At 73.1% G+C, this 19,510-nt stretch carries 14 protein-coding genes; 7 read left to right on the forward strand and 7 right to left on the reverse strand.

Going from position 1 to position 19,510, the window contains the following annotated elements; translation table 11 throughout:
• Window positions 1–77: 77 nt before the first annotated feature.
• The 3 genes from ACZ4FH_RS12115 to ACZ4FH_RS12125 all read right to left on the reverse strand — a co-directional run bounded on the left by ACZ4FH_RS12115 (window position 78) and on the right by ACZ4FH_RS12125 (window position 7,268).
• Window positions 78–1,538, reverse strand: coding sequence for a glutamate synthase subunit beta (locus ACZ4FH_RS12115; RefSeq protein ID WP_467304169.1), 1,461 nt, complete (start codon window positions 1,536–1,538; stop codon window positions 78–80).
• A complete protein-coding gene (gltB, locus tag ACZ4FH_RS12120) occupies window positions 1,531–6,090 on the reverse strand; it encodes a glutamate synthase large subunit (protein ID WP_467304171.1) in 4,560 nt (1,519 codons plus the stop codon). The genes ACZ4FH_RS12115 and gltB overlap by 8 nt, the downstream gene beginning before the upstream one ends.
• A 443-nt stretch (window positions 6,091–6,533) precedes the next feature.
• Window positions 6,534–7,268 carry a VIT1/CCC1 transporter family protein gene (locus ACZ4FH_RS12125; protein WP_467304172.1) on the reverse strand — a complete coding sequence of 245 codons (735 nt, stop codon included), beginning with the start codon at window positions 7,266–7,268 and terminating at the stop codon, window positions 6,534–6,536.
• 263 nt (window positions 7,269–7,531) lie between these two features.
• Here ACZ4FH_RS12125 and ACZ4FH_RS12130 point away from each other — a divergent pair, with 263 nt between their 5' ends.
• From ACZ4FH_RS12130 to ACZ4FH_RS12160, 7 genes are read left to right on the forward strand one after another with little or no spacing between them, the layout of a single operon-like run.
• A complete protein-coding gene (locus tag ACZ4FH_RS12130) occupies window positions 7,532–8,701 on the forward strand; it encodes an ADP-ribosylglycohydrolase family protein (protein WP_467304173.1) in 1,170 nt (389 codons plus the stop codon).
• Entirely contained in the window at window positions 8,698–9,906 is a 1,209-nt protein-coding gene (locus ACZ4FH_RS12135; RefSeq protein WP_467304174.1) for an ADP-ribosylglycohydrolase family protein, read from the forward strand. The genes ACZ4FH_RS12130 and ACZ4FH_RS12135 overlap by 4 nt, the downstream gene beginning before the upstream one ends.
• Window positions 9,842–11,035 (forward strand): ADP-ribosylglycohydrolase family protein, encoded by a 1,194-nt coding sequence (locus tag ACZ4FH_RS12140; RefSeq protein WP_467304176.1) that lies wholly within the window; start codon window positions 9,842–9,844, stop codon window positions 11,033–11,035. The genes ACZ4FH_RS12135 and ACZ4FH_RS12140 overlap by 65 nt, the downstream gene beginning before the upstream one ends.
• Window positions 11,032–12,414, forward strand: a complete 1,383-nt coding sequence (locus tag ACZ4FH_RS12145; RefSeq protein WP_467304177.1) for an ADP-ribosylglycohydrolase family protein — start codon at window positions 11,032–11,034, stop codon at window positions 12,412–12,414. Before ACZ4FH_RS12140 ends, ACZ4FH_RS12145 begins: the two co-directional genes overlap by 4 nt.
• Window positions 12,411–13,295 carry a ribokinase gene (rbsK, locus tag ACZ4FH_RS12150; protein WP_383643662.1) on the forward strand — a complete coding sequence of 295 codons (885 nt, stop codon included), beginning with the start codon at window positions 12,411–12,413 and terminating at the stop codon, window positions 13,293–13,295. The genes ACZ4FH_RS12145 and rbsK overlap by 4 nt, the downstream gene beginning before the upstream one ends.
• Window positions 13,292–14,491, forward strand: a complete 1,200-nt coding sequence (locus tag ACZ4FH_RS12155; protein ID WP_467304178.1) for a CaiB/BaiF CoA transferase family protein — start codon at window positions 13,292–13,294, stop codon at window positions 14,489–14,491. The genes rbsK and ACZ4FH_RS12155 overlap by 4 nt, the downstream gene beginning before the upstream one ends.
• Complete coding sequence (locus ACZ4FH_RS12160) at window positions 14,488–15,300, forward strand: HpcH/HpaI aldolase/citrate lyase family protein (protein ID WP_383643656.1); 813 nt, start codon at window positions 14,488–14,490, stop codon at window positions 15,298–15,300. Before ACZ4FH_RS12155 ends, ACZ4FH_RS12160 begins: the two co-directional genes overlap by 4 nt.
• Window positions 15,301–15,370: 70 nt before the next feature.
• Here the strand turns inward: ACZ4FH_RS12160 and lgt are convergent, their stop codons facing one another.
• The 4 genes from lgt to trpB form a co-directional block, all read right to left on the reverse strand.
• Window positions 15,371–16,396 (reverse strand): prolipoprotein diacylglyceryl transferase, encoded by a 1,026-nt coding sequence (lgt, locus tag ACZ4FH_RS12165; protein WP_467304179.1) that lies wholly within the window; start codon window positions 16,394–16,396, stop codon window positions 15,371–15,373.
• A gap of 100 nt (window positions 16,397–16,496) precedes the next feature.
• Complete coding sequence (locus tag ACZ4FH_RS12170) at window positions 16,497–17,324, reverse strand: DsbA family protein (RefSeq protein WP_467304181.1); 828 nt, start codon at window positions 17,322–17,324, stop codon at window positions 16,497–16,499.
• Between the two features lie 76 nt (window positions 17,325–17,400).
• Window positions 17,401–18,213 carry a tryptophan synthase subunit alpha gene (gene trpA, locus ACZ4FH_RS12175; protein ID WP_383643647.1) on the reverse strand — a complete coding sequence of 271 codons (813 nt, stop codon included), beginning with the start codon at window positions 18,211–18,213 and terminating at the stop codon, window positions 17,401–17,403.
• Window positions 18,210–19,496 carry a tryptophan synthase subunit beta gene (gene trpB, locus ACZ4FH_RS12180; protein WP_467304183.1) on the reverse strand — a complete coding sequence of 429 codons (1,287 nt, stop codon included), beginning with the start codon at window positions 19,494–19,496 and terminating at the stop codon, window positions 18,210–18,212. Before trpB ends, trpA begins: the two co-directional genes overlap by 4 nt.
• Window positions 19,497–19,510 lie beyond the last annotated feature (14 nt).

A 19,510-nucleotide genomic window follows, 5' to 3' on the forward strand; every position in this document is an offset into this window, starting at 1 on the left:
TGCCGGGGTCCGGTCGGGGACGGGCAGGCGCCGTGTTCAGTTCCGCACGCCGTTGTGCGGGACGTCGGTGGGCCGGATCAGACCGTCAGGGAACGGTCCGTCGGGCGGATCGGGGCCGGCAGGGCGCTGGCTCCGGTCAGGAAACGGTCCACGCCGCGTGCCGCGGAGCGGCCCTCGGCGATGGCCCAGACGATGAGGGACTGGCCGCGGCCGGCGTCTCCGGCGACGAACACGCCCTCGACGTTGGTCGCGTAGTCCTCGTCACGGGCGATGTTGCCCCGTGCGTCGAGCTCCAGACCGAACTGCTGGACCAGGCCGTTGGCCTGGTCGGTGCCGGTGAAGCCCATCGCGAGGGTGACCAGCTGTGCGGGGATCGTCCGCTCGGTGCCGGGCTTCTGCTCAAGCTTACCGTCCTTGAACTCCACCTCGATGAGGTGGAGGGCCTGGACGTTGCCGTCCTCGTCGCCCTCGAAGCGGGTCGTCGAGACGGAGTAGACCCGCTCGCCGCCCTCCTCGTGCGCGGAGGTGACCTTGTAGAGCATGGGGAAGGTCGGCCAGGGCTGGTTGGCGTTCCGCTCCTCGCCCGGCCTGGGCATGATCTCCAGCTGGGTGACGGAGAGCGCGCCCTGGCGGTGGGCGGTGCCGACGCAGTCGGCGCCGGTGTCGCCGCCGCCGATCACGACGACGTGCTTGCCCTCGGCGGTGATCGGGGAGACCGTCAGGTCGCCCTCCTGCACCTTGTTGGCGAGCGGCAGGTACTCCATCGCGAAGTGCACGCCGTTCAGCTCGCGGCCCGGGACGGGCAGGTCGCGGGAGACGGTGGCACCGGCCGCGACGACGACGGCGTCGTAGCGGCGCCGCAGCTTCGCGGCGTCGATGTCCTTGCCGATCTCGATCTCGGTGCGGAACTTGGTGCCCTCCGCGCGCATCTGCTGGATGCGGCGGTTGATGTGCGACTTCTCCATCTTGAACTCGGGGATGCCGTAGCGGAGGAGTCCCCCGATGCGGTCCGCGCGCTCGTAGACGGCCACGGTGTGGCCGGCCCGGGTCAGCTGCTGGGCGGCGGCGAGACCGGCCGGGCCGGAGCCGATGACGGCCACGGTCTTGCCGGAGAGGCGCTCGGGCGGCTGCGGGGTGACGTCTCCGCTGTCCCACGCCTTGTCGATGATGGAGACTTCGACGTTCTTGATGGTGACGGCCGGCTGGTTGATGCCGAGGACGCACGCCGACTCGCACGGGGCCGGGCAGAGCCGCCCGGTGAACTCCGGGAAGTTGTTCGTGGCGTGCAGCCGCTCGGACGCGGCGGTCCAGTCCTCGCGGTAGGCGTAGTCGTTCCACTCGGGGATGAGGTTTCCGAGCGGGCAGCCGTTGTGGCAGAACGGGATGCCGCAGTCCATGCAGCGGCCGGCCTGCTTGCTGATGATCGGGAGCAGGGAGCCCGGAACGTAGACCTCGTTCCAGTCCTTGACGCGCTCGCCCACGGGGCGGGTCTCGGCGACCTCGCGCCCGGTGGTCAGGAAGCCCTTGGGGTCAGCCATGGGTCGCCGCCTCCATCATCTTCTCGGTGGTCTCCTGCTCGGAGAGACCGGCGAGCTCAGCGGCTTCCTTGGCGGCGAGCACGGCCTTGTAGGTGGACGGGATGATCTTGCTGAAGCGGGTCACGGCGGTGTCCCACTCGGCGAGGAGCTTCTCGGCGACCGTGGAGCCGGTCTCCTCCTGGTGGCGGCGCACGACATCGTGCAGCCACTGCTCGTCGGTGCCGGTCAGCTCCTCGACCGCGCCGAGGTTGCCGGCGTTGACGTGGTCGCGGTTCAGGTCGATGACGTAGGCGACGCCGCCCGACATGCCGGCCGCGAAGTTGCGCCCGGTCTCGCCGAGGACGACGGCGTGGCCGCCGGTCATGTACTCGCAGCCGTGGTCGCCCACGCCCTCCGAGACGACGGTGGCGCCGGAGTTGCGGACGCAGAAGCGCTCACCGGTGCGGCCGCGCAGGAACAGTTCGCCGCCGGTGGCACCGTACGCGATGGTGTTGCCCGCGATGGTGGAGTACTCGGCGAGGTGGTCGGCGCCCCGGTCCGGGCGGACGACGACGCGGCCGCCGGACAGGCCCTTGCCGACGTAGTCGTTGGCGTCGCCCTCCAGGCGCAGCGTGACGCCGCTGGGGAGGAAGGCGCCGAAGGACTGGCCGGCGGAGCCGGTGAAGGTGATGTCGACGGTGTCGTCGGGCAGGCCCGCACCGCCGAACTTCTTCGTCACCTCGTGACCGAGCATGGTGCCCACGGTCCGGTTGATGTTGCGGATGGCGACCTGGGCGCGGACCGGCTGGGCGGCCTCGGCGCTGTCGGCGCCGAGCGCGTCGGCGGCGAGCCGGATCAGCTCGTTGTCGAGGGCCTTGGCCAGGCCGTGGTCCTGCTCGGTGTTCCGGTGGCGGACGGCGCCCTCGGGCAGCTCCGGCACGTGGAACAGCGGGGCCAGGTCCAGGCCCTGGGCCTTCCAGTGGCTGACCGCGCGGTCGGTGTCGAGGAGTTCGGCGTGTCCGACGGCCTCCTCGATCGAGCGGAAGCCCAGCTCGGCGAGGAGCTCGCGGACCTCCTGGGCGATGAACTCGAAGAAGTTGACGACGTACTCGGCCTTGCCCGAGAAGCGGTCCCGCAGGACCGGGTTCTGGGTGGCGATGCCGACCGGGCAGGTGTCCAGGTGGCAGACGCGCATCATGACGCAGCCGGAGACGACGAGCGGCGCGGTCGCGAAACCGAACTCCTCGGCGCCGAGCAGCGCGGCGATGACGACGTCGCGGCCGGTCTTGAGCTGGCCGTCGGTCTGCACGACGATGCGGTCGCGCAGGCCGTTGAGCAGCAGGGTCTGCTGGGTCTCGGCGAGGCCCAGCTCCCAGGGGCCGCCCGCGTGCTTCAGCGAGGTGAGCGGGGAGGCGCCCGTTCCGCCGTCGTGGCCGGAGATGAGGACGACGTCCGCGTGGGCCTTGGAGACACCGGCGGCGACCGTGCCGACGCCGACCTCGGAGACCAGCTTCACATGGATGCGGGCGACCGGGTTGGCGTTCTTGAGGTCGTGGATCAGCTGAGCCAGGTCCTCGATGGAGTAGATGTCGTGGTGCGGCGGCGGGGAGATCAGGCCGACGCCCGGGGTGGAGTGCCGGGTCTTGGCGACCCACGGGTAGACCTTGTGGCCGGGCAGCTGGCCGCCCTCGCCGGGCTTGGCGCCCTGCGCCATCTTGATCTGGATGTCGTCCGCGTTGACCAGGTACTCGCTGGTGACGCCGAAGCGGCCGGAGGCGACCTGCTTGATCGACGAGCGGCGGGCCGGGTCGTAGAGCCGGTCCGCGTCCTCGCCGCCCTCACCGGTGTTGGACTTGCCGCCCAGCTGGTTCATGGCGATGGCGAGGGTCTCGTGGGCCTCGCGGGAGATGGAGCCGTAGGACATGGCGCCGGTGGAGAAGCGCTTGACGATCTCCGAGACGGGCTCGACCTCGTCGACGTCGATCGACGGGCGGTCCGAGGTGAAGCCGAACAGGCCGCGGAGCGTCATCAGCCGCTCGGACTGCTCGTTCACCCGGTCCGTGTACTTCTTGAAGATGTCGTACCGGCGGTTGCGCGTGGCGTGCTGGAGGCGGAAGACCGTCTCCGGGTCGAACAGGTGCGGTTCGCCCTCGCGGCGCCACTGGTACTCGCCGCCGATCTCCAGCGCGCGGTGCGAGGCGGAGATGCCGGAGGCGGGGTAGCCCTTGGCGTGCCGGGCCGCGACCTCCTTGGCGATGACGTCCAGGCCGGCGCCGCCGATCTTGGTGGCGGTGCCGTTGAAGTACGTGGCGACGAACTCCTCGTCGAGACCGACGGCCTCGAAGACCTGGGCGCCGCGGTAGGAGGCGACCGTGGAGATGCCCATCTTGGACATGACCTTGAGGACGCCCTTGCCGAGGGCGTAGATCAGGTTGCGGATGGCCTGCTCGGGCTCGATGCCCTCGATGAACGTACCGGCGCGGACCAGGTCCTCGACGGACTCCATGGCGAGGTACGGGTTGACCGCGGCGGCGCCGTAGCCGATGAGCAGGGCGACGTGGTGGACCTCGCGGACGTCCCCGGCCTCGACCAGCAGCCCGACCTGGGTGCGCTGCTTGGTGCGGATGAGGTGGTGGTGGACGGCGGAGGTGAGCAGCAGCGAGGGGATCGGCGCGTGCTCGGCGTCGGAGTGCCGGTCGGAGAGGACGATCAGGCGGGCGCCGTCCTCGATGGCGGTGTCGACCTCGGAGCAGATGGCGTCGATCCGGGCGGCCAGTGCCTCGCCGCCGCCGCTCACCCGGTAGAGACCGGAGAGGGTGGCGGCCTTCATGCCCGGCATGTCGCCGTCGGCGTTGATGTGTATGAGCTTGGCCAGCTCGTCGTTGTCGATCACCGGGAAGGGCAGCGTGACGCTGCGGCAGGACGCGGCGGTCGGCTCCAGGAGGTTGCCCGCGGGGCCCAGCGAGGAGCGCAGCGAGGTGACGAGCTCCTCGCGGATGGCGTCCAGCGGCGGGTTGGTGACCTGGGCGAACAGCTGGGTGAAGTAGTCGAAGAGCAGCCGGGGCCGGGCGGAGAGCGCGGCGATCGGCGAGTCGGTGCCCATGGAGCCGAGCGGCTCGCCGGCGGTGCGGGCCATCGGGGCGAGGATGACGCGCAGCTCTTCCTCGGTGTAGCCGAAGGTCTGCTGGCGGCGGGTGACGGAGGCGTGCGTGTGCACGATGTGCTCCCGCTCGGGGAGGTCCTCCAGCTCGATCTCGCCGGTCTCCAGCCACTCCTCGTAGGGCTGCTCGGCGGCGAGGGCGGCCTTGATCTCGTCGTCCTCGATGATGCGGTGCTCGGCGGTGTCGACGAGGAACATCTTGCCGGGCTGGAGGCGGCCCTTGCGGACGACCTTGGCGGGGTCGATGTCCAGGACGCCGACCTCGGAGGAGAGGACGACGAGTCCGTCGTCGGTGACCCAGTAGCGGCCGGGGCGCAGACCGTTGCGGTCGAGGACCGCGCCGACCTGGACGCCGTCGGTGAAGGTGACGCAGGCCGGGCCGTCCCAGGGCTCCATCAGGGTGGAGTGGTACTGGTAGAAGGCGCGCCGGGCCGGGTCCATGGAGTCGTGGTTCTCCCACGCCTCGGGGACCATCATCAGCACCGAGTGGGGCAGCGAGCGGCCACCGAGGTGGAGCAGTTCCAGGACCTCGTCGAAGGAGGCGGAGTCGGAGGCGTCCGGGGTGCAGACGGGGAAGATCCGGTCCAGGTTCTCCGCGCCGAAGAGGTCGGAGGCGAGCTGGGACTCGCGGGCCTTCATCCAGTTGCGGTTGCCCTTGACCGTGTTGATCTCGCCGTTGTGGGCGACGAAGCGGTACGGGTGGGCGAGCGGCCAGCTGGGGAAGGTGTTGGTGGAGAAGCGGGAGTGGACCAGGGCGACCGCGGTGGCGAAGCGGCGGTCGGACAGGTCGGGGAAGAACGGCTCCAGCTGCCCGGTGGTGAGCATCCCCTTGTAGACGACGGTGCGGGCGGAGAGCGAGGGGAAGTACACCCCGGCCTCGCGCTCGGCACGCTTGCGCAGGACGAAGGCCTTGCGGTCCAGGGCGATGCCGGTGCTGGTGCCGTCGGCGACGAAGAGCTGGCGGAACTCGGGCATGGTCGAGCGGGCGCCGTTGCCGAGGATGTCGGGGGTGACCGGGACCTCGCGCCAGCCGAGGACCTTCAGGCCCTCCTGGACGGCGATCTTCTCGATGGCGCGGACGGCGCCGGTGGAGTCGTCCGCGGGGAGGAAGGCGATGCCCACGGCGTAGCCGCCGGCCTCGGGGAGCTCGAAGGAGACCTCTTCGCGGAGGAAGGCGTCCGGCACCTGGAGCAGGATCCCGGCTCCGTCACCGGAGTCGGGCTCGGATCCGGTGGCGCCGCGGTGTTCGAGGTTGCGCAGTACGGTCAGCGCCTGCTCGACCAGTTCGTGGTCGGCCACACCGGTCAGCGTGGCGACGAATCCGACGCCGCAGGCGTCGTGCTCGTTGCGGGGGTCGTACATCCCCTGAGGGGCGGGGCGACCGTCCATGGGCGACCAGGCGTCGGTGCGCATCGGCTCTCCCGTCGTCGTCGTGGCATATGCGTGCCGAGGGACGACGTTGGCCCTCTGCGAAAGTTGATGCAGATTACATGATGGGTCGCTTCTCAAGAAGCGGATAGCTTGTTCCAACATGCGGACACCGCGCGAACGGTGGGGGGTGGGTCGCAGTCGGAGGATCGGCGCCCTGGGATGCCACAGAGAGCAGGCGTCGTTGCCTGCGGTGTCTACGGCTCATGCCCGGCGGAAAAGAAAACGAAACCGCCGGGTAATGGCTACTTATGTGTAGCCCTGCATAGAGACTCATTTTACGGGGCGTCCTGCCGATCCGCCCAGAGGCGGCGATCAGGACGTACATCACACACATGTTACGGGCGTGTGTCACACGAGCGGCGGACACGGCTTCGGCCACGCGCACCGGGGTGCGCGTGGCCGAAGGGACGGGGCCGTACGGGGGGTCAGCCGCCGACGGCGACGCCGAAGAGCCCGCCCAGGACGTAGGTGACCGCGGCGGCCGCACCGCCGAGCCCGAGCTGGCGCAGTCCGCTGAACCACCAGGTGCGGGCCGTGACCCGGGCCACCACCGCCCCGCAGCCGAAGAGCCCGACGAGGGCCAGCAGCACGGCCGGCCAGAGCGCGGTCGCGCCGAGCAGATAGGGCAGGACGGGCAGCAGCGCGCCCAGCGCGAAGGCGCCGAAGGAGGATCCGGCGGCGACGAGCGGCGAGGGCAGGTCGCCGGGGTCGATGCCCAGTTCCTCGCGGGCGTGGATCTCCAGCGCCTGCTCGGGGTCGCGGGACAGCTGCCGGGCGACCTCGCGGGCCAGCGGGGCGTCGACGCCGCGCGACTCGTAGAGCGCGGCCAGCTCGCGCTCCTCGTCCGCGGGGTGCTTGCGCAGCTCGCGGCGTTCGACGTCCAGCTCGGCCTCGACCAGCTCGCGCTGCGAGGCGACGGAGGTGTACTCGCCGGCCGCCATGGAGAAGGCCCCGGCCGCCAGTCCGGCCAGCCCGGTGATCACGATCGTGCGGTGCGACACGTCGCCGCCGGCCACTCCGGTCATCAGGGCGAGGTTGGAGACCAGACCGTCCATGGCGCCGAAGACCGCCGGACGCAGCCAGCCGCCGTTGACGTCACGGTGAGTGTGGTTGTCGCGGTGCGCCTCGTGCAGGACCGCTTCGGTCTCGATGATGGCCACGTCTCTCCCCTTCTTCCGGTGGCGGGACAACCGCGCCCCGCCCCCGCTCGACGCTTCGAAAGTACGCACGAAAAATCGCTCCCGCCAGCAAGGCAGGCCGTACTTACCACCCTGTGCAACCAACTGAGTACGGCCTTCCTTCCTGTCGGAAGACCGTCATCCGAGTGGACGTTTTGTGGTGATAATCGGCCTTCGCCGGGGCTTCGCGTGGCACAGATCCCACAGAGACGGATCGGGCTCGGTACGAGCGGAGGGTCGAGGCGATGGAGCTGACCGCGGGAAATCCGGCGGGGCCGGGGACGGGCGGGACGCGGGCCGCGGAGGGCCCGGCCGCCGGCCGGGCCAGGGGCGCGCTCGTCGGCCTCGCCGTCGGCGACGCGCTGGGCGCCCCGGCGGAGAACATGCGCCCCTCCGAGATCCGCCGCCGCTGGGGCCGGATCGAGGGGTTCGTGAGCGAGGACCCGGCGGGCACCGACGACACCGAGTACGCGATCTTCTCCGGACTGCTGCTGGCCCGGCACGGCTCGGCGCTGACCGTCACCCACGTCGAGCGGGCCTGGCACCGGTGGATCGCGGACCTGGACGAGGGTCCGTTCCGGGGCGCCGGTTTCAGCGAACGCGGCACCCTGGAGAACCTCCGCAGGGGCCTGGCCGCCCCGATCTCCGCCCAGCACCGGCACGCCTGGAGCGACGGACTGGCGATGCGGGCGGCCCCCTTCGGCGTCTTCGCGGCGGGCCGGCCCGCCGAGGCGGCCCGGCTGGTCGCGGTGGACGGCCGGGTCAGCCACGAGGGCGAGGGCATCTACGGCGGCCAGGCGGTGGCCGCCGGGGTGGCCGCCGCGATGACCGGCGCCGGGGTCACCGCGGTGATCGCCGCCGCGCTCTCCGTCGTCCCGATGGACTCCTGGACCGCCCGCTCGCTGCGCCGCGCGGTGACGGCCGCCCAGCGCGCCTACCCCGACCGGCTGACCATGGAGCGGGCGGTGCGCTCGGCCGTCGTCATCGGCGGCTATCCGTGGACGGACCTGGCGCCGGAGGCGGTGGGGCTGGCCTTCGGCGCGTTCGCGGCGGCCCGCGGCGACTTCCGTACGGCGGTGCTGACGGCGGTCAACATGGGACGCGACGCCGATACGACGGCGGCGGTGGCGGGGGCCCTGGCCGGGGCGCTGCACGGGGAGGAGGCGATCCCGCGCGGCTGGGCCGACGCGATCGGCCCGGTCCGGGGCAGCTGCCTGCCCTCGATGCGCGGCTACCACGTACGCGACATCGCGGAGCTGCTGACCCCGGACGACACGGAGGAGCACCGCTCCCCCGGCCCCGTCGGCCTCCCCGTCGCGGCCGCGCCGCGCGAGGCACCGCGCACACGGCCCGGTGGGGCCGCCGCCGCGCACGCCCCCGGGGCCGGCGCGGGTGCGACGGCGGTGCGGCGATGAGCGGCGGGCGGCGTGCCCGCATCGAGGGGCTGCTGCTGGGCCTCGCCTCCGGGGACGCCGCCGGCTGGCCGGCCGCCCGCCACCGGGCGGCCCGGATGCCGGAGTGGACCCGCCGCCTCACCCGGGAGCTCGACACCTTCGCCGAGCAGAACGCGACCACCACCCTGCCGGTCCCCATCGCCCTCAACCAGCCGCCCGAACCGTTGCGGCTCGGCCCCTCCGACGACGCCGAATGGGCGGCGTTCGCCGCCGGGACCGTGCTGACCTCGGCCGCGGGCGCGTTGCAGGGGCTGGCCCCGGAGCGCCGGATGCGGGCCGCCGTGGACGCCGCGTGGAACGCGCTCGCCGCCGAGGTCGCCGCGGCCGCCGCCCGCGCGCCCGAGGTGGAGTCCGCGGTACTGCCGCTGCGGGCCCGGATCTCGGTACGGGCCGGGCTCGGGAACCTCGCCGCGGGGCTGCGCCCGCCCGCCACCGGCCACGACAATCCGCACTACTTCGACGACGCCGCGTGCGTGCGCGCCGTCGTGCTGGCCGTGGCGCACCCGGGCGCGCCCGGACCGGCCGCCGCGCTCGCGGAGTTCGACGCGCGCTACACCCAGGACGGCGACGGGGTGCACGGGGCACGGGCCATGGCCGCGGCCGTCGCCGAGGCGCTCGGCGGGGCGGACGTGGACACGGCGGTGAACGCCGCGCTCGCCCAGCTCCCCGACGGCACCGAGATCGCCCGCAACGCCGCCCACGCGGTCCGGATCGCCCGCGACTTCGCCGGTGAACGGGCCGGCGCCTTCGCCCTCGTCCCGGTGCTGGAGCACCAGATCGTCGACCACGTCTACAGCTACGGCATCGCCGCGGCCGAGACCGTGCCGGTCGCCCTCGCCCTGGCCACCGCGGCGCGCGGCGAGATCACCCAGGCGGTTCCGGCGGCCGCCTGCCTCTCCCGGGTGGCGGACTCGGCGCCCGCGCTGGCGGGCGCGCTGACCGGGGCGCTCGGTTCGGGCGCCGCCGTGCCCGACGGCTGGCGCGAGGCCTGCCGCACCCTGGCCGGCTGCGCGCTGCCGCGGTTCGCGGGCACGGACCTCATCGAACTCGCCGGGCTGCTGGCAGACACGGAACCGGCCCCCATAGGGGGACAATTCGGGCATGACATCCACCGCGCCCCTGGCGCCCACCCGGTCCGCACCCCCCACGACGTCCACCCTCGATGACCGGATCGCGGGCGCGCTGATCGGCGCCGCCGTCGGCGACGCGCTCGGCGGCCCGGTCGAGGGGCGGCCGCCCGAGGACATCGTGGCCCGCCACGGCGGCCGGATCACCGGGATCGTCGGCCCCTGGGACGGCGACGCCTGGCGCACCGCCCGCCCCATCGCCCCGTACCACAAGGGCGACGGACACGTCACCGACGACACCCTGATGACCCATGCGCTGGTCCGGGTCTACGGCAAGGTCCGCGACCACCTCGACGCGTACGCCGTCGCCGACCACCTCGTCCCGGAACTGATCGCGAATCTGCGCTGGATCCCGGAGCTGGAGGCCGAGGCGCTGCCGCTCCAGCGGATCTTCCTCGCCGAGAAGTGGATCGTCGCCCGGCTGCACTACGGCCACGTCGACCCGCGCGAGGCGGGCGCCGGGAACATCGTCAACTGCGGCGCGGCGATGTACATGGCGCCGGTCGGCCTGGTGAACGCGGGCGACCCCCGGACCGCGTACGCCGAGGCGCTGGACGTGGCGGGCGCCCATCAGTCCAGCTACGGCAGGGAGGCGGCCGGGGTCTTCGCGGCGGCGGTGGCCGCGGCGTGCACCCCCGGCGCCACCCCCGCGAGCGTCGTCGAGACCTGTCTGGCGCTGGCCAAGGACGGCACCCGGGCCGCGATCGAGGCGGTCTGCGAGACGGCCGCCCGCCACCGGGACGTCGAAGGGGCCCTCCGCCCGCTGCGGGAGGCCGTCGCCCCGTTCGACACGGTCGGCCCCGACTACCGCGCCCCCTCGCTCGGCGCCCGCCGGCCCTCCCGGCTGCACTCCATCGAGGAGCTTCCCGTCGCCCTCGGCATGCTGCTGGCCGCGGACGGGGACTACCGCCGGGCGGTCCTCGGCTCGGTCAACTACGGGCGGGACTGCGACTCGATCGCCACGATGAGCGGCGCGCTCGCGGGCGCCCTGCACGGCGAGGGCGCCGTCCCCGCGGAGTGGGCGCGCGCGGTCGGCGAGGCCAGCCGGCTCGATCTGCACGCCCCGGCGCGCACGGTGGCCGAGGTCGCCCGCGAGGTGTTCGCCCGGGACACCGCGCGCCGGCGCACCCACGAGGCGGCCTTCATCGCGCTGGCGGCCCGCCCGTGACCGCGCCGGTGCGGGCCACCTGGGTGCAGCCGGAGGACCTGGTCGGACACGAACTGCGGCAGGCCGCCGAGGACGGCCGCGACGCCCGCGCGCTCGCCCACCGCTGGTACGAGGCCGGCGGTTCGCCCGCCCCGGAGCGCGCGGGCGCCTCCGCGCCCCCGGCCCCGCCCGCGCTGCGCGCCGTCGCCCTGCGGCTGCTGGACGAACTGGCACTGCTGGACGCGCCGCTGGCCGACGACGAACCGACGGAGCTGGACGCGATCCGGGCCGCCTGCCCGGACCGGCCGGGCCCGCCGGCCGGGCCGCGCACCGTGGACCGCGACCGGCTGCACGCCGCCTGGCTGGGCCGCGCCGCCGGCTGCCTGCTGGGCAAACCGGTCGAGAAACTGCCGCTGGAGGGCATCCGGGCGCTCGCCCGCGCCACCGGCAACTGGCCGCTGTCCACCTGGTTCACCGGGAAGGGCCTGCCGCCCGCGCTGGCCGCCACCTATCCGTGGAACCGGCGTTCCGCGCCCACCTCCCTGGCCGAAAATATCGACGGGATGCCCGAGGACGACGACCTCAACCACCCGCTGCTGGCCCTGCGGCTCCTCCAGCGGTACGGCCGGGACTTCGGCACGGCGGATCTGGCCCGGCTCTGGCTGGAGGAGCTGCCGGCCGGCCGCACGTTCACCGCCGAGCGGATCGCGTACCGCAATCTGCTGGACGGCATCGAGCCGCCGGAGACCGCCCGGCACCGCAACCCGTTCCGGGAGTGGATCGGGGCGCAGATCCGGGCCGACGTCCACGGCTGGACCCGTCCGGGCGACCCGGTCGCGGCGGCCGAACAGGCCCACCGCGACGCCTGTCTGAGCCATACCGGCAACGGGGTGTACGGCGCGATGTTCACCGCGGCGGCCCTCGCCGAGGCGGCCGGCGGCGGAACGGACGTGCACGGCTGCCTGGCCGCCGGACTGCGCGTGGTCCCGCCGCGCTCCCGCTTCGCGCGGGCCGTACGGGACGGCATCGCCACCGCCCGCGAGGAATCCGCCTTCGATACGGTCGTCGACCGGCTGCACGCGGCCTACGGCCGGTATCACTGGGTGCATGTCCTGCCCAACGCGGCCCTGCTGGCCGCCGCCCTCACCCACGCCGACGGCGACTTCACCGGTTCGATCTGCCGGGCGGTCTCCGGCGGCTGGGACACCGACTCCAACGGGGCGACCGCCGGTTCGCTCGCCGGTCTGCTGGCCGGGCACCCCGATGCGCTGCCCGAACGCTGGACCGCCCCGCTCAAGAACCGGCTCGCCACGTCCGTCCCCGGCTTCGACACGGTCGGCTTCGACACCCTCGCCGACCTGACCCACCGGCTCACCCAGGAGGAGGCACTCCGCCCATGACCAAAGTCGCGGTGCTCGGCAGCACCAACATGGATCTCGTGGCCTACGTCGACCGGGCCCCGGAGCGCGGGGAGACCGTCACCGGGCGGGAGTTCCGCACCGTTCCCGGCGGCAAGGGGGCCAACCAGGCGGTCGCCGCCGCCCGTGCGGGCGGTGACGTGATGATGATCGGCGCGGTCGGCGACGACGCGTACGGGCCGATGATGCGGGAGAACCTGGAGCACTCGGGTGTGGACACCGATCTCCTGCACACCGCCGAGGGGCCGAGCGGCACCGCGCACATCGTCGTCGACGCCGAGGGGTCCAACGCGATCGTGGTGATCCCGGGCGCCAACGGCACGGTCACCTCGCTCGGCCCCGGCGAGATCGCCGCCATCGCCGAGGCCGATCTGCTGCTGCTCCAGCTGGAGCTGCCGCTGCCGGCCGTGATCGAGGGCGCGCGGGCCGCCCACGCCCAGGGGGTGCGGACCGTGCTCACCCCCTCCCCCGTCCAGCCGCTGCCGGCCGAACTCCTGGACTGCGTGGACCTGCTGGTGCCCAACGAGCACGAGGCGGCCGAGCTGTCCGGGCAGTCGGAACCGCACGCCGCGGCCGAGGTGCTGCTCAGCCAGGTGCCCGCGGTGGTCATCACGCTCGGCTCCAAGGGCTGCCTGTACGCGGCCCGGGGCAGCCGGGCCGTGCTCTTCCCGGCGCCCGAGGTGACCGCCGTGGACACCACCGGGGCCGGGGACACCTTCGTCGGGACGCTCGCCGTGGCGCTCGGCGAGGGGCGCCCGGTGCCTCAGGCCATCGCCTGGGCCGCCTCGGCCGCCGCGCTCTGCGTACAGAAACCGGGTGCCTCGGTCTCCATGCCGTACCGCAGCGAGATCGGTGCCGCGTGACCGCCCCGGGAACGGCGCCGCTGAGCGGGCTGCGGGTCGTCGACCTCGCCACCCTGTTCGCCGGACCGCTCTGCGCGACCATGCTGGGCGATTTCGGCGCCGATGTGATCAAGGTCGAGCATCCGGTGCGGCCCGATCCCTCGCGCGGGCACGGGCCGGCGAAGGACGGGGTCGGCCTGTGGTGGAAGCTGCTGGGCCGCAACAAGCGCAATCTGACCCTGGACCTGTCCTGTCCGGACGGCCGCGATCTGCTGCTGCGGCTGGCCCGGGAGACCGATGTGGTCATCGAGAACTTCCGGCCGGGCACCCTGGAGCGCTGGGGGCTCGGACCCGCGGAGCTGCACGCCGTCAACCCCCGGCTGGTCCTGGTCCGGGTCACGGGCTTCGGCCAGTTCGGCCCGTACGCGCACCGGCCGGGCTTCGGCACGCTCGCCGAGGCGATGAGCGGCTTCGCCGCGATCACCGGGGAGCCGGACGGTCCGCCGACGCTGCCGCCGTTCGGCCTGGCCGACTCGATCGCGGCGCTCGCCACCGCCTTCGCCGTGATGGCGGCGCTGGCCGGCCGGGACCGCACCGGCGAGGGCCAGATCGTGGACATGGCGATCATCGAGCCGATCCTGACGGTGCTGGGCCCGCAGCCGCTCTGGTACGACCAGCTGGGCTACGTCCAGCCGCGCACCGGCAACCGTTCGCGCAACAACGCCCCGCGCAACACCTACCGCACCGCGGACGGCCAGTGGGTCGCCGTCTCCACCTCGGCGCAGTCCGTGGCGGAGCGGGTGATGCGGCTGGTGGGGCGGGCCGAGCTGATCGAGGAGCCGTGGTTCGCGTCCGGGGCCACCCGGGCCGAGCACAGCGAGGAGCTGGACGAGGCGGTGGGCCACTGGATCGCCCGGCACACCCGGGACGAGGCGGTCGACGCGTTCGAGAAGGCCGAGGCCGCCATCGCGCCCGTCCACGACATCCGGGACGTGATGGAGGACCCGCAGTACCGGGCCCTGGACTCCGTCACGGAGGTCGACGATCCGGAGCTGGGGCCGCTCAGGATGCAGAACGTGCTGTTCCGGCTCTCCGCGACGCCGGGGTCGATCCGCTGGGCGGGGCGTCCGCACGGGGCGGACACCGAGGAGATCCTGACCGGGCTCGGGCTGAGCGGCACGGAGATCGCCGCGCTGCGCGAGGAGCGCGTCCTGTGACCGGCGGAACGCATCTGACCTGGCTCTACGTCCCCGGGGACCGGCCGGACGTGGTCCGCAAGGCGCAGCGGGCGGGGGCGGATGTGGTGATCGTGGACCTGGAGGACGCGGTCGCCCCCGACCGCAAGGAGTACGCCCGCGCGGCCACCGCCGAACTGCTCGCCGATCCGCCTCCGGCCGGGGCGGTGCCGGTGCACGTCCGGGTCCACGCGGAGGCGGACGTGGTGGCCCTGGCCGGGCTGCCGGGCCTCGGCGAGCTGCGGCTGCCGAAGATCACGCACGCGGCGTCCGTCCACCATCTCGCGGCGCTGGCCCCCGGGGTCCCGCTCTGTCCGCTGCTGGAGTCGGCGCTCGGCATCGAGCACGCGTACTCGGTGGCGACGGCCCATGCCCAGGTCCGCTCCCTGGGCGTGGGCGAGGCGGATCTGCGGGCGGATCTCGGGGTACGGGACGACACCGGGCTGGACTGGGCGCGCAGCCGGGTCGTGGTGGCGGCCCGCGCGGCCGGGCTGGCCCCGCCCGCCCAGTCGGTCTTCCCTGACGTGCGGGACCTGGAGGGGCTGTGGGCCTCCTGCGCGCACGGCCGGGCCCTGGGTTTCCTGGGCCGGGCGGCGATCCATCCCCGGCAGCTCCCGGTGATCGAGCGGGCGTTCCGGCCGACCTCTCAGGAGGTGGCGGCGGCCGAGGAGATCGTGGCGGCGGCCGGGGCGGAGGCGGGTGCGCTGGCGCTGCCGGACGGCCGTTTCGTGGACGCGGCGGTGGTGGCCCAGGCCCATCGCACCCTGGCCCTGGCCGGCCGGCCGCGCTGAGGGCCGCCGGGAACGGAGCGAGGGGCCGCCGGATCTCCGGCGGCCCCTCGCTCGCGTGGGTGCGGTCCGGTCAGCCCTTGGCCGCCGATGCCTCGTCGTTCGCCTTGGAGGCTTCCGCGTCGGCGTCGGTGTCCGCGTCGGTGTCCGTGCCGGGGTCGTCCCCGTCGGCCTCGGCGGGCTTCGCGTCGGACGCCTCGGTCTCCGTACCGGTCTTCTCCATCGTGACGGCCTTGTCGTCCCCGGCGTCGGCCTCGGCGTCCGCGTCGGTGTCCGTGGCCTCCACCGCACCCGGCTCCACGATCTCCTCGCGGCCGGGCCGCAGCTTCGCCGAGACGATGATGTAGACCACGGCGAGCACGAAGACGATGAGGGCGGTCCACACGTTCAGGCGCAGACCCAGGATGTGGTGGGCCTCGTCGACGCGCATGTACTCGATCCAGCCGCGGCCCGCGCAGTACGCGGCGACGTAGAGCGCGAACGCCCGGCCGTGTCCGAGCTTGAAGCGGCGGTCGGCCCAGATGACCAGGAGGGCCACGCCGATGCACCACAGCGACTCGTAGAGGAAGGTCGGGTGGTAGGTGCCGGCGACCCGGTTGGGGCCCTCGCTGATCTTCAGCGCCCAGGGAAGGTCGGTCTGCTTGCCGTACAGCTCCTGGTTGAACCAGTTGCCCCAGCGGCCGCAGGCCTGGGCCACGGCGATACCGGGGGCGAGCGCGTCGGCCCAGGCGGGCAGCGGGATGCCCCGGCGGCGGCAGCCGATCCAGGCACCGACCGCGCCGAGCGCGATGGCCCCCCAGATACCGAGGCCGCCCTGCCAGATCTTGAAGGCGTCGACCCAGTCCTCACCGTCGCTGAAGTACAGCTGGTAGTCGGTGACGACGTGGTAGAGCCTGCCGCCGACGAGGCCGAAGGGCACGGCCCAGACCGCGATGTCGGCCACGGTGCCGGCTCTGCCGCCCCGGGCGATCCAGCGCCGGTTGCCGATCCAGACGGCGACGAAGACACCGATGATGATGCAGAACGCGTAGCCGCGGAGCGGGATCGGTCCGAGATCGATCACGCCGGTCGACGGGCTGGGAATGTAGGCAAGGTTCATGACAGCGTCGACGCTACCCTGCCGGACGGGCTGTACGGCAACCCGTCCGGCAACTTCTGGGTAACGAGCCGGTCATCGGTTCCCCCGGTCGGCCCTGGATTCAGGAGCCGGACGGGCTGGCCGTGACGGTGCCCGGCTTCTTGCCCTTGTTGGCCTCGGCGACCCACTTCTTCAGGTTGGCCACGGTGATCGGCTCGTTCCCCTTCTTGGGGAAGATCGACTCGCCGTTGAGCAGGGCCGTCGGGGTGCCCTGGAAGCCGCCGTTCTGGAAGGCCGTGTTGGACTTCTGCACCCAGGCGTCGTGCGTGCCGTCCTCGACGCAGCCGCGGAAGGCGGGCGTGTCGAGCCCGTCGACCTTCTTGGACAGCTCGATCAGCTTGTCGTTGTCGCCGAAGGCGTCGTCGGACTCCTGCGGCTGATTGCGGTAGAGCACGTCGTGGTACGCGGGGAACTTCCCGGCGTCCTGGGCGCAGGCCGCCGCGTTGGCCGCGCGGAGCGAGCCGCTGCCGCCGAGATTGCCGTCGATCAGGGTCGCGAAGTGGTAGTCGACCCGGAGCGCGCCGCTCTGCTCCATCTCGTGGATGGTGTCACGGAAGGCGTTCTCGAACTGGGCGCAGACCGGGCAGCGGAAGTCCTCCCAGACGGTGAGCGTGGACGGGGCGTCGTCCGCTCCCACCGGAATGGTCAGGCTGTCCTTGCCGGTGGCCCCGGACGGGGCGACCGTGGGCCCGGAGGCCTTGGCCTTGTCGCCCTTGCCGCCGCTGTTCGCCGCGATCACGCCGATGACGGCGGCCAGGCCCAGAACGCCCACCACGGCGGCGGAGACGATCAGCGTGCGCCGCCGGCGGTCGCGCGCCCTCGCCTGCTCGCGCTGCTGGGCCAGCCGGTCTCGCGCGGCCCTTTTTCCCTCTTGGTTCTTCTCGCTCACACCCGCAGCAACGAACCGGGGAGGCACTCGCGTGCCTCCCCGGTCCCAGATCCACCCGTTCGGGTGAGGTGCGGTGTCAGCGCTTTCGAACACCCTCGGCCAGGTCGGCCGCCAGCGCCCGGACGCCGTCGAGGCCGGCCGCCTCGTCGGGCGCGTCGAGCATCCGCTTGACGAAGGCCGAACCGACGATGACGCCGTCGGCGAAGCCCGCGACCTCCGTGGCCTGCTCGGCGTTGGAGACGCCGAGGCCGACGCAGACCGGCAGGTCCGTGGTCGCGCGGGTGCGGCGGACCAGGTCCTGGGCCTGCTCGCCGACCGAGGCCCGGGTGCCGGTGACACCCATCAGGGACGCGGCGTAGACGAAGCCGGAACCGGCCTCGGTGATGGTGGCGAGCCGCTCGTCCCGGCTGCTGGGCGCCACGACGAACACGGTCGCCAGACCGTGCTTCGCGGCGTGCTCGCGCCACAGCGCGGACTCCTGGACCGGCAGGTCGGGCAGGATGCACCCGGCACCGCCCGCCTCGGCCAGCTCGGCGGTGAAGCGCTCCACGCCGTACCGGTCGATCGGGTTCCAGTACGTCATCACCAGGATCGGGATGCCGGTCGCCTCGTACGCCTCGCGGACCGTGCGCATCACGTCGGCGATGCGGACGCCGCCGCGCAGCGCGATGTCGTCGGCGGTCTGGATGACCGGGCCGTCGAGGACCGGGTCGCTGTGCGGCAGCCCCACCTCGACGACGTCGGCACCGCCCTCGGCGACGGCCTTGACGGCCGCGATGCCGCCGTCGACGGTCGGGAAGCCGGCCGGCAGGTACGCGATCAGCGCGGCGCGGTCCTCGGCCCTGGCCGCCGCCAGGGTGGAGCTCAGCAGCTCGATGTTGCCGCTCACTTGGCGTCCCCCTCGATCTCCGCGCCGGTGCCGGCCGCGTCGGCCTCGACGGCCGCGTCGGTGTCGTACAGCCCGAAGTAGCGGGCCGCCGTGTCCATGTCCTTGTCGCCGCGTCCGGAGAGGTTGACGAGGATCAGGCCGTCCGGGCCCAGCTCCCTGCCGATCTCCAGCGCGCCGGCCAGCGCGTGGGCGCTCTCGATCGCCGGGATGATGCCCTCGGTGCGGGAGAGCAGCCGCAGGGCCTGCATGGCCGCGTCGTCGGTCACGGCGCGGTACTCGCCGCGGCCGATGTCCTTCAGATACGCGTGCTCGGGGCCGATGCCCGGGTAGTCCAGGCCCGCCGAGATGGAGTACGGCTCGGTGATCTGGCCCTCGTCGTCCTGGAGGACGTAGCTGCGCGAGCCGTGCAGGATGCCGGGCTCGCCCTCGGTGAGGGTCGCGGCGTGCTCGCCGGTCTCCACCCCGTGTCCGGCCGGCTCGCAGCCGACCAGGCGGACGCCCTCGTCCGGGACGAAGGCGTGGAAGAGGCCGATGGCGTTGGAACCGCCGCCGACGCAGGCGACCGCCGCGTCCGGCAGCCGGCCCGCCTTCTCCAGGATCTGCCGCCGGGCCTCGACGCCGATGACCCGGTGGAAGTCGCGGACCATCGCCGGGAAGGGGTGCGGGCCCGCGACCGTGCCGAAGAGGTAGTGGGTGCGGTCCACATTGGCGACCCAGTCGCGGAACGCCTCGTTGATGGCGTCCTTGAGCGTGCGGGAGCCGGACTTCACGGCGACGACCTCGGCGCCGAGCATCCGCATGCGCGCCACGTTCAGCGCCTGCCGCTCGGTGTCGATCTCGCCCATGTAGATGGTGCATTCGAGGCCGAAGAGGGCGCAGGCGGTCGCGGTGGCGACGCCGTGCTGGCCGGCCCCGGTCTCGGCGATGACCCGGGTCTTGCCCATGCGCCGAGTCAGGAGCGCCTGGCCCAGCACGTTGTTGATCTTGTGCGAGCCGGTGTGGTTGAGGTCCTCGCGCTTGAGGAAGACGCGGGCGCCGCCGGCGTGCTCGGCGAAGCGCCGGACCTCGGTGAGGGCGCTGGGGCGGCCGGTGTAGTCGACCATGAGCGCGTTCAGCTCGGCGGCGAACGCGGGGTCGGACTTGGCCTTGTCGTACTCGACGGCGACCTCGTCCACGGCGGCGACGAGCGCCTCCGGGATGAACTTGCCGCCGTAGGCGCCGAAGTACCCCTCGGCGCTGGGGATCAGACCCTCGGGGTCCGGAATGAAGAAGTCGGAAGACATGCGGAACGTGCTCC

The organism is Streptomyces sp. NPDC024555, assembly GCF_055559335.1.

Bases quoted from the DNA above. Each gene is read 5' to 3' on its own strand.
- ACZ4FH_RS12115 (WP_467304169.1), bottom strand. From the start codon at position 1,538: ATGGCTGACCCCAAGGGCTTCCTGACCACCGGGCGCGAGGTCGCCGAG.
- gltB (WP_467304171.1), bottom strand. From the start codon at position 6,090: ATGCGCACCGACGCCTGGTCGCCCATGGACGGTCGCCCCGCCCCTCAG.
- ACZ4FH_RS12130 (WP_467304173.1), top strand. From the start codon at position 7,532: ATGGAGCTGACCGCGGGAAATCCGGCGGGGCCGGGGACGGGCGGGACG.
- ACZ4FH_RS12135 (WP_467304174.1), top strand. From the start codon at position 8,698: ATGAGCGGCGGGCGGCGTGCCCGCATCGAGGGGCTGCTGCTGGGCCTC.
- ACZ4FH_RS12140 (WP_467304176.1), top strand. From the start codon at position 9,842: ATGACATCCACCGCGCCCCTGGCGCCCACCCGGTCCGCACCCCCCACG.
- rbsK (WP_383643662.1), top strand. From the start codon at position 12,411: ATGACCAAAGTCGCGGTGCTCGGCAGCACCAACATGGATCTCGTGGCC.
- lgt (WP_467304179.1), bottom strand. From the start codon at position 16,396: ATGAACCTTGCCTACATTCCCAGCCCGTCGACCGGCGTGATCGATCTC.
- trpB (WP_467304183.1), bottom strand. From the start codon at position 19,496: ATGTCTTCCGACTTCTTCATTCCGGACCCCGAGGGTCTGATCCCCAGC.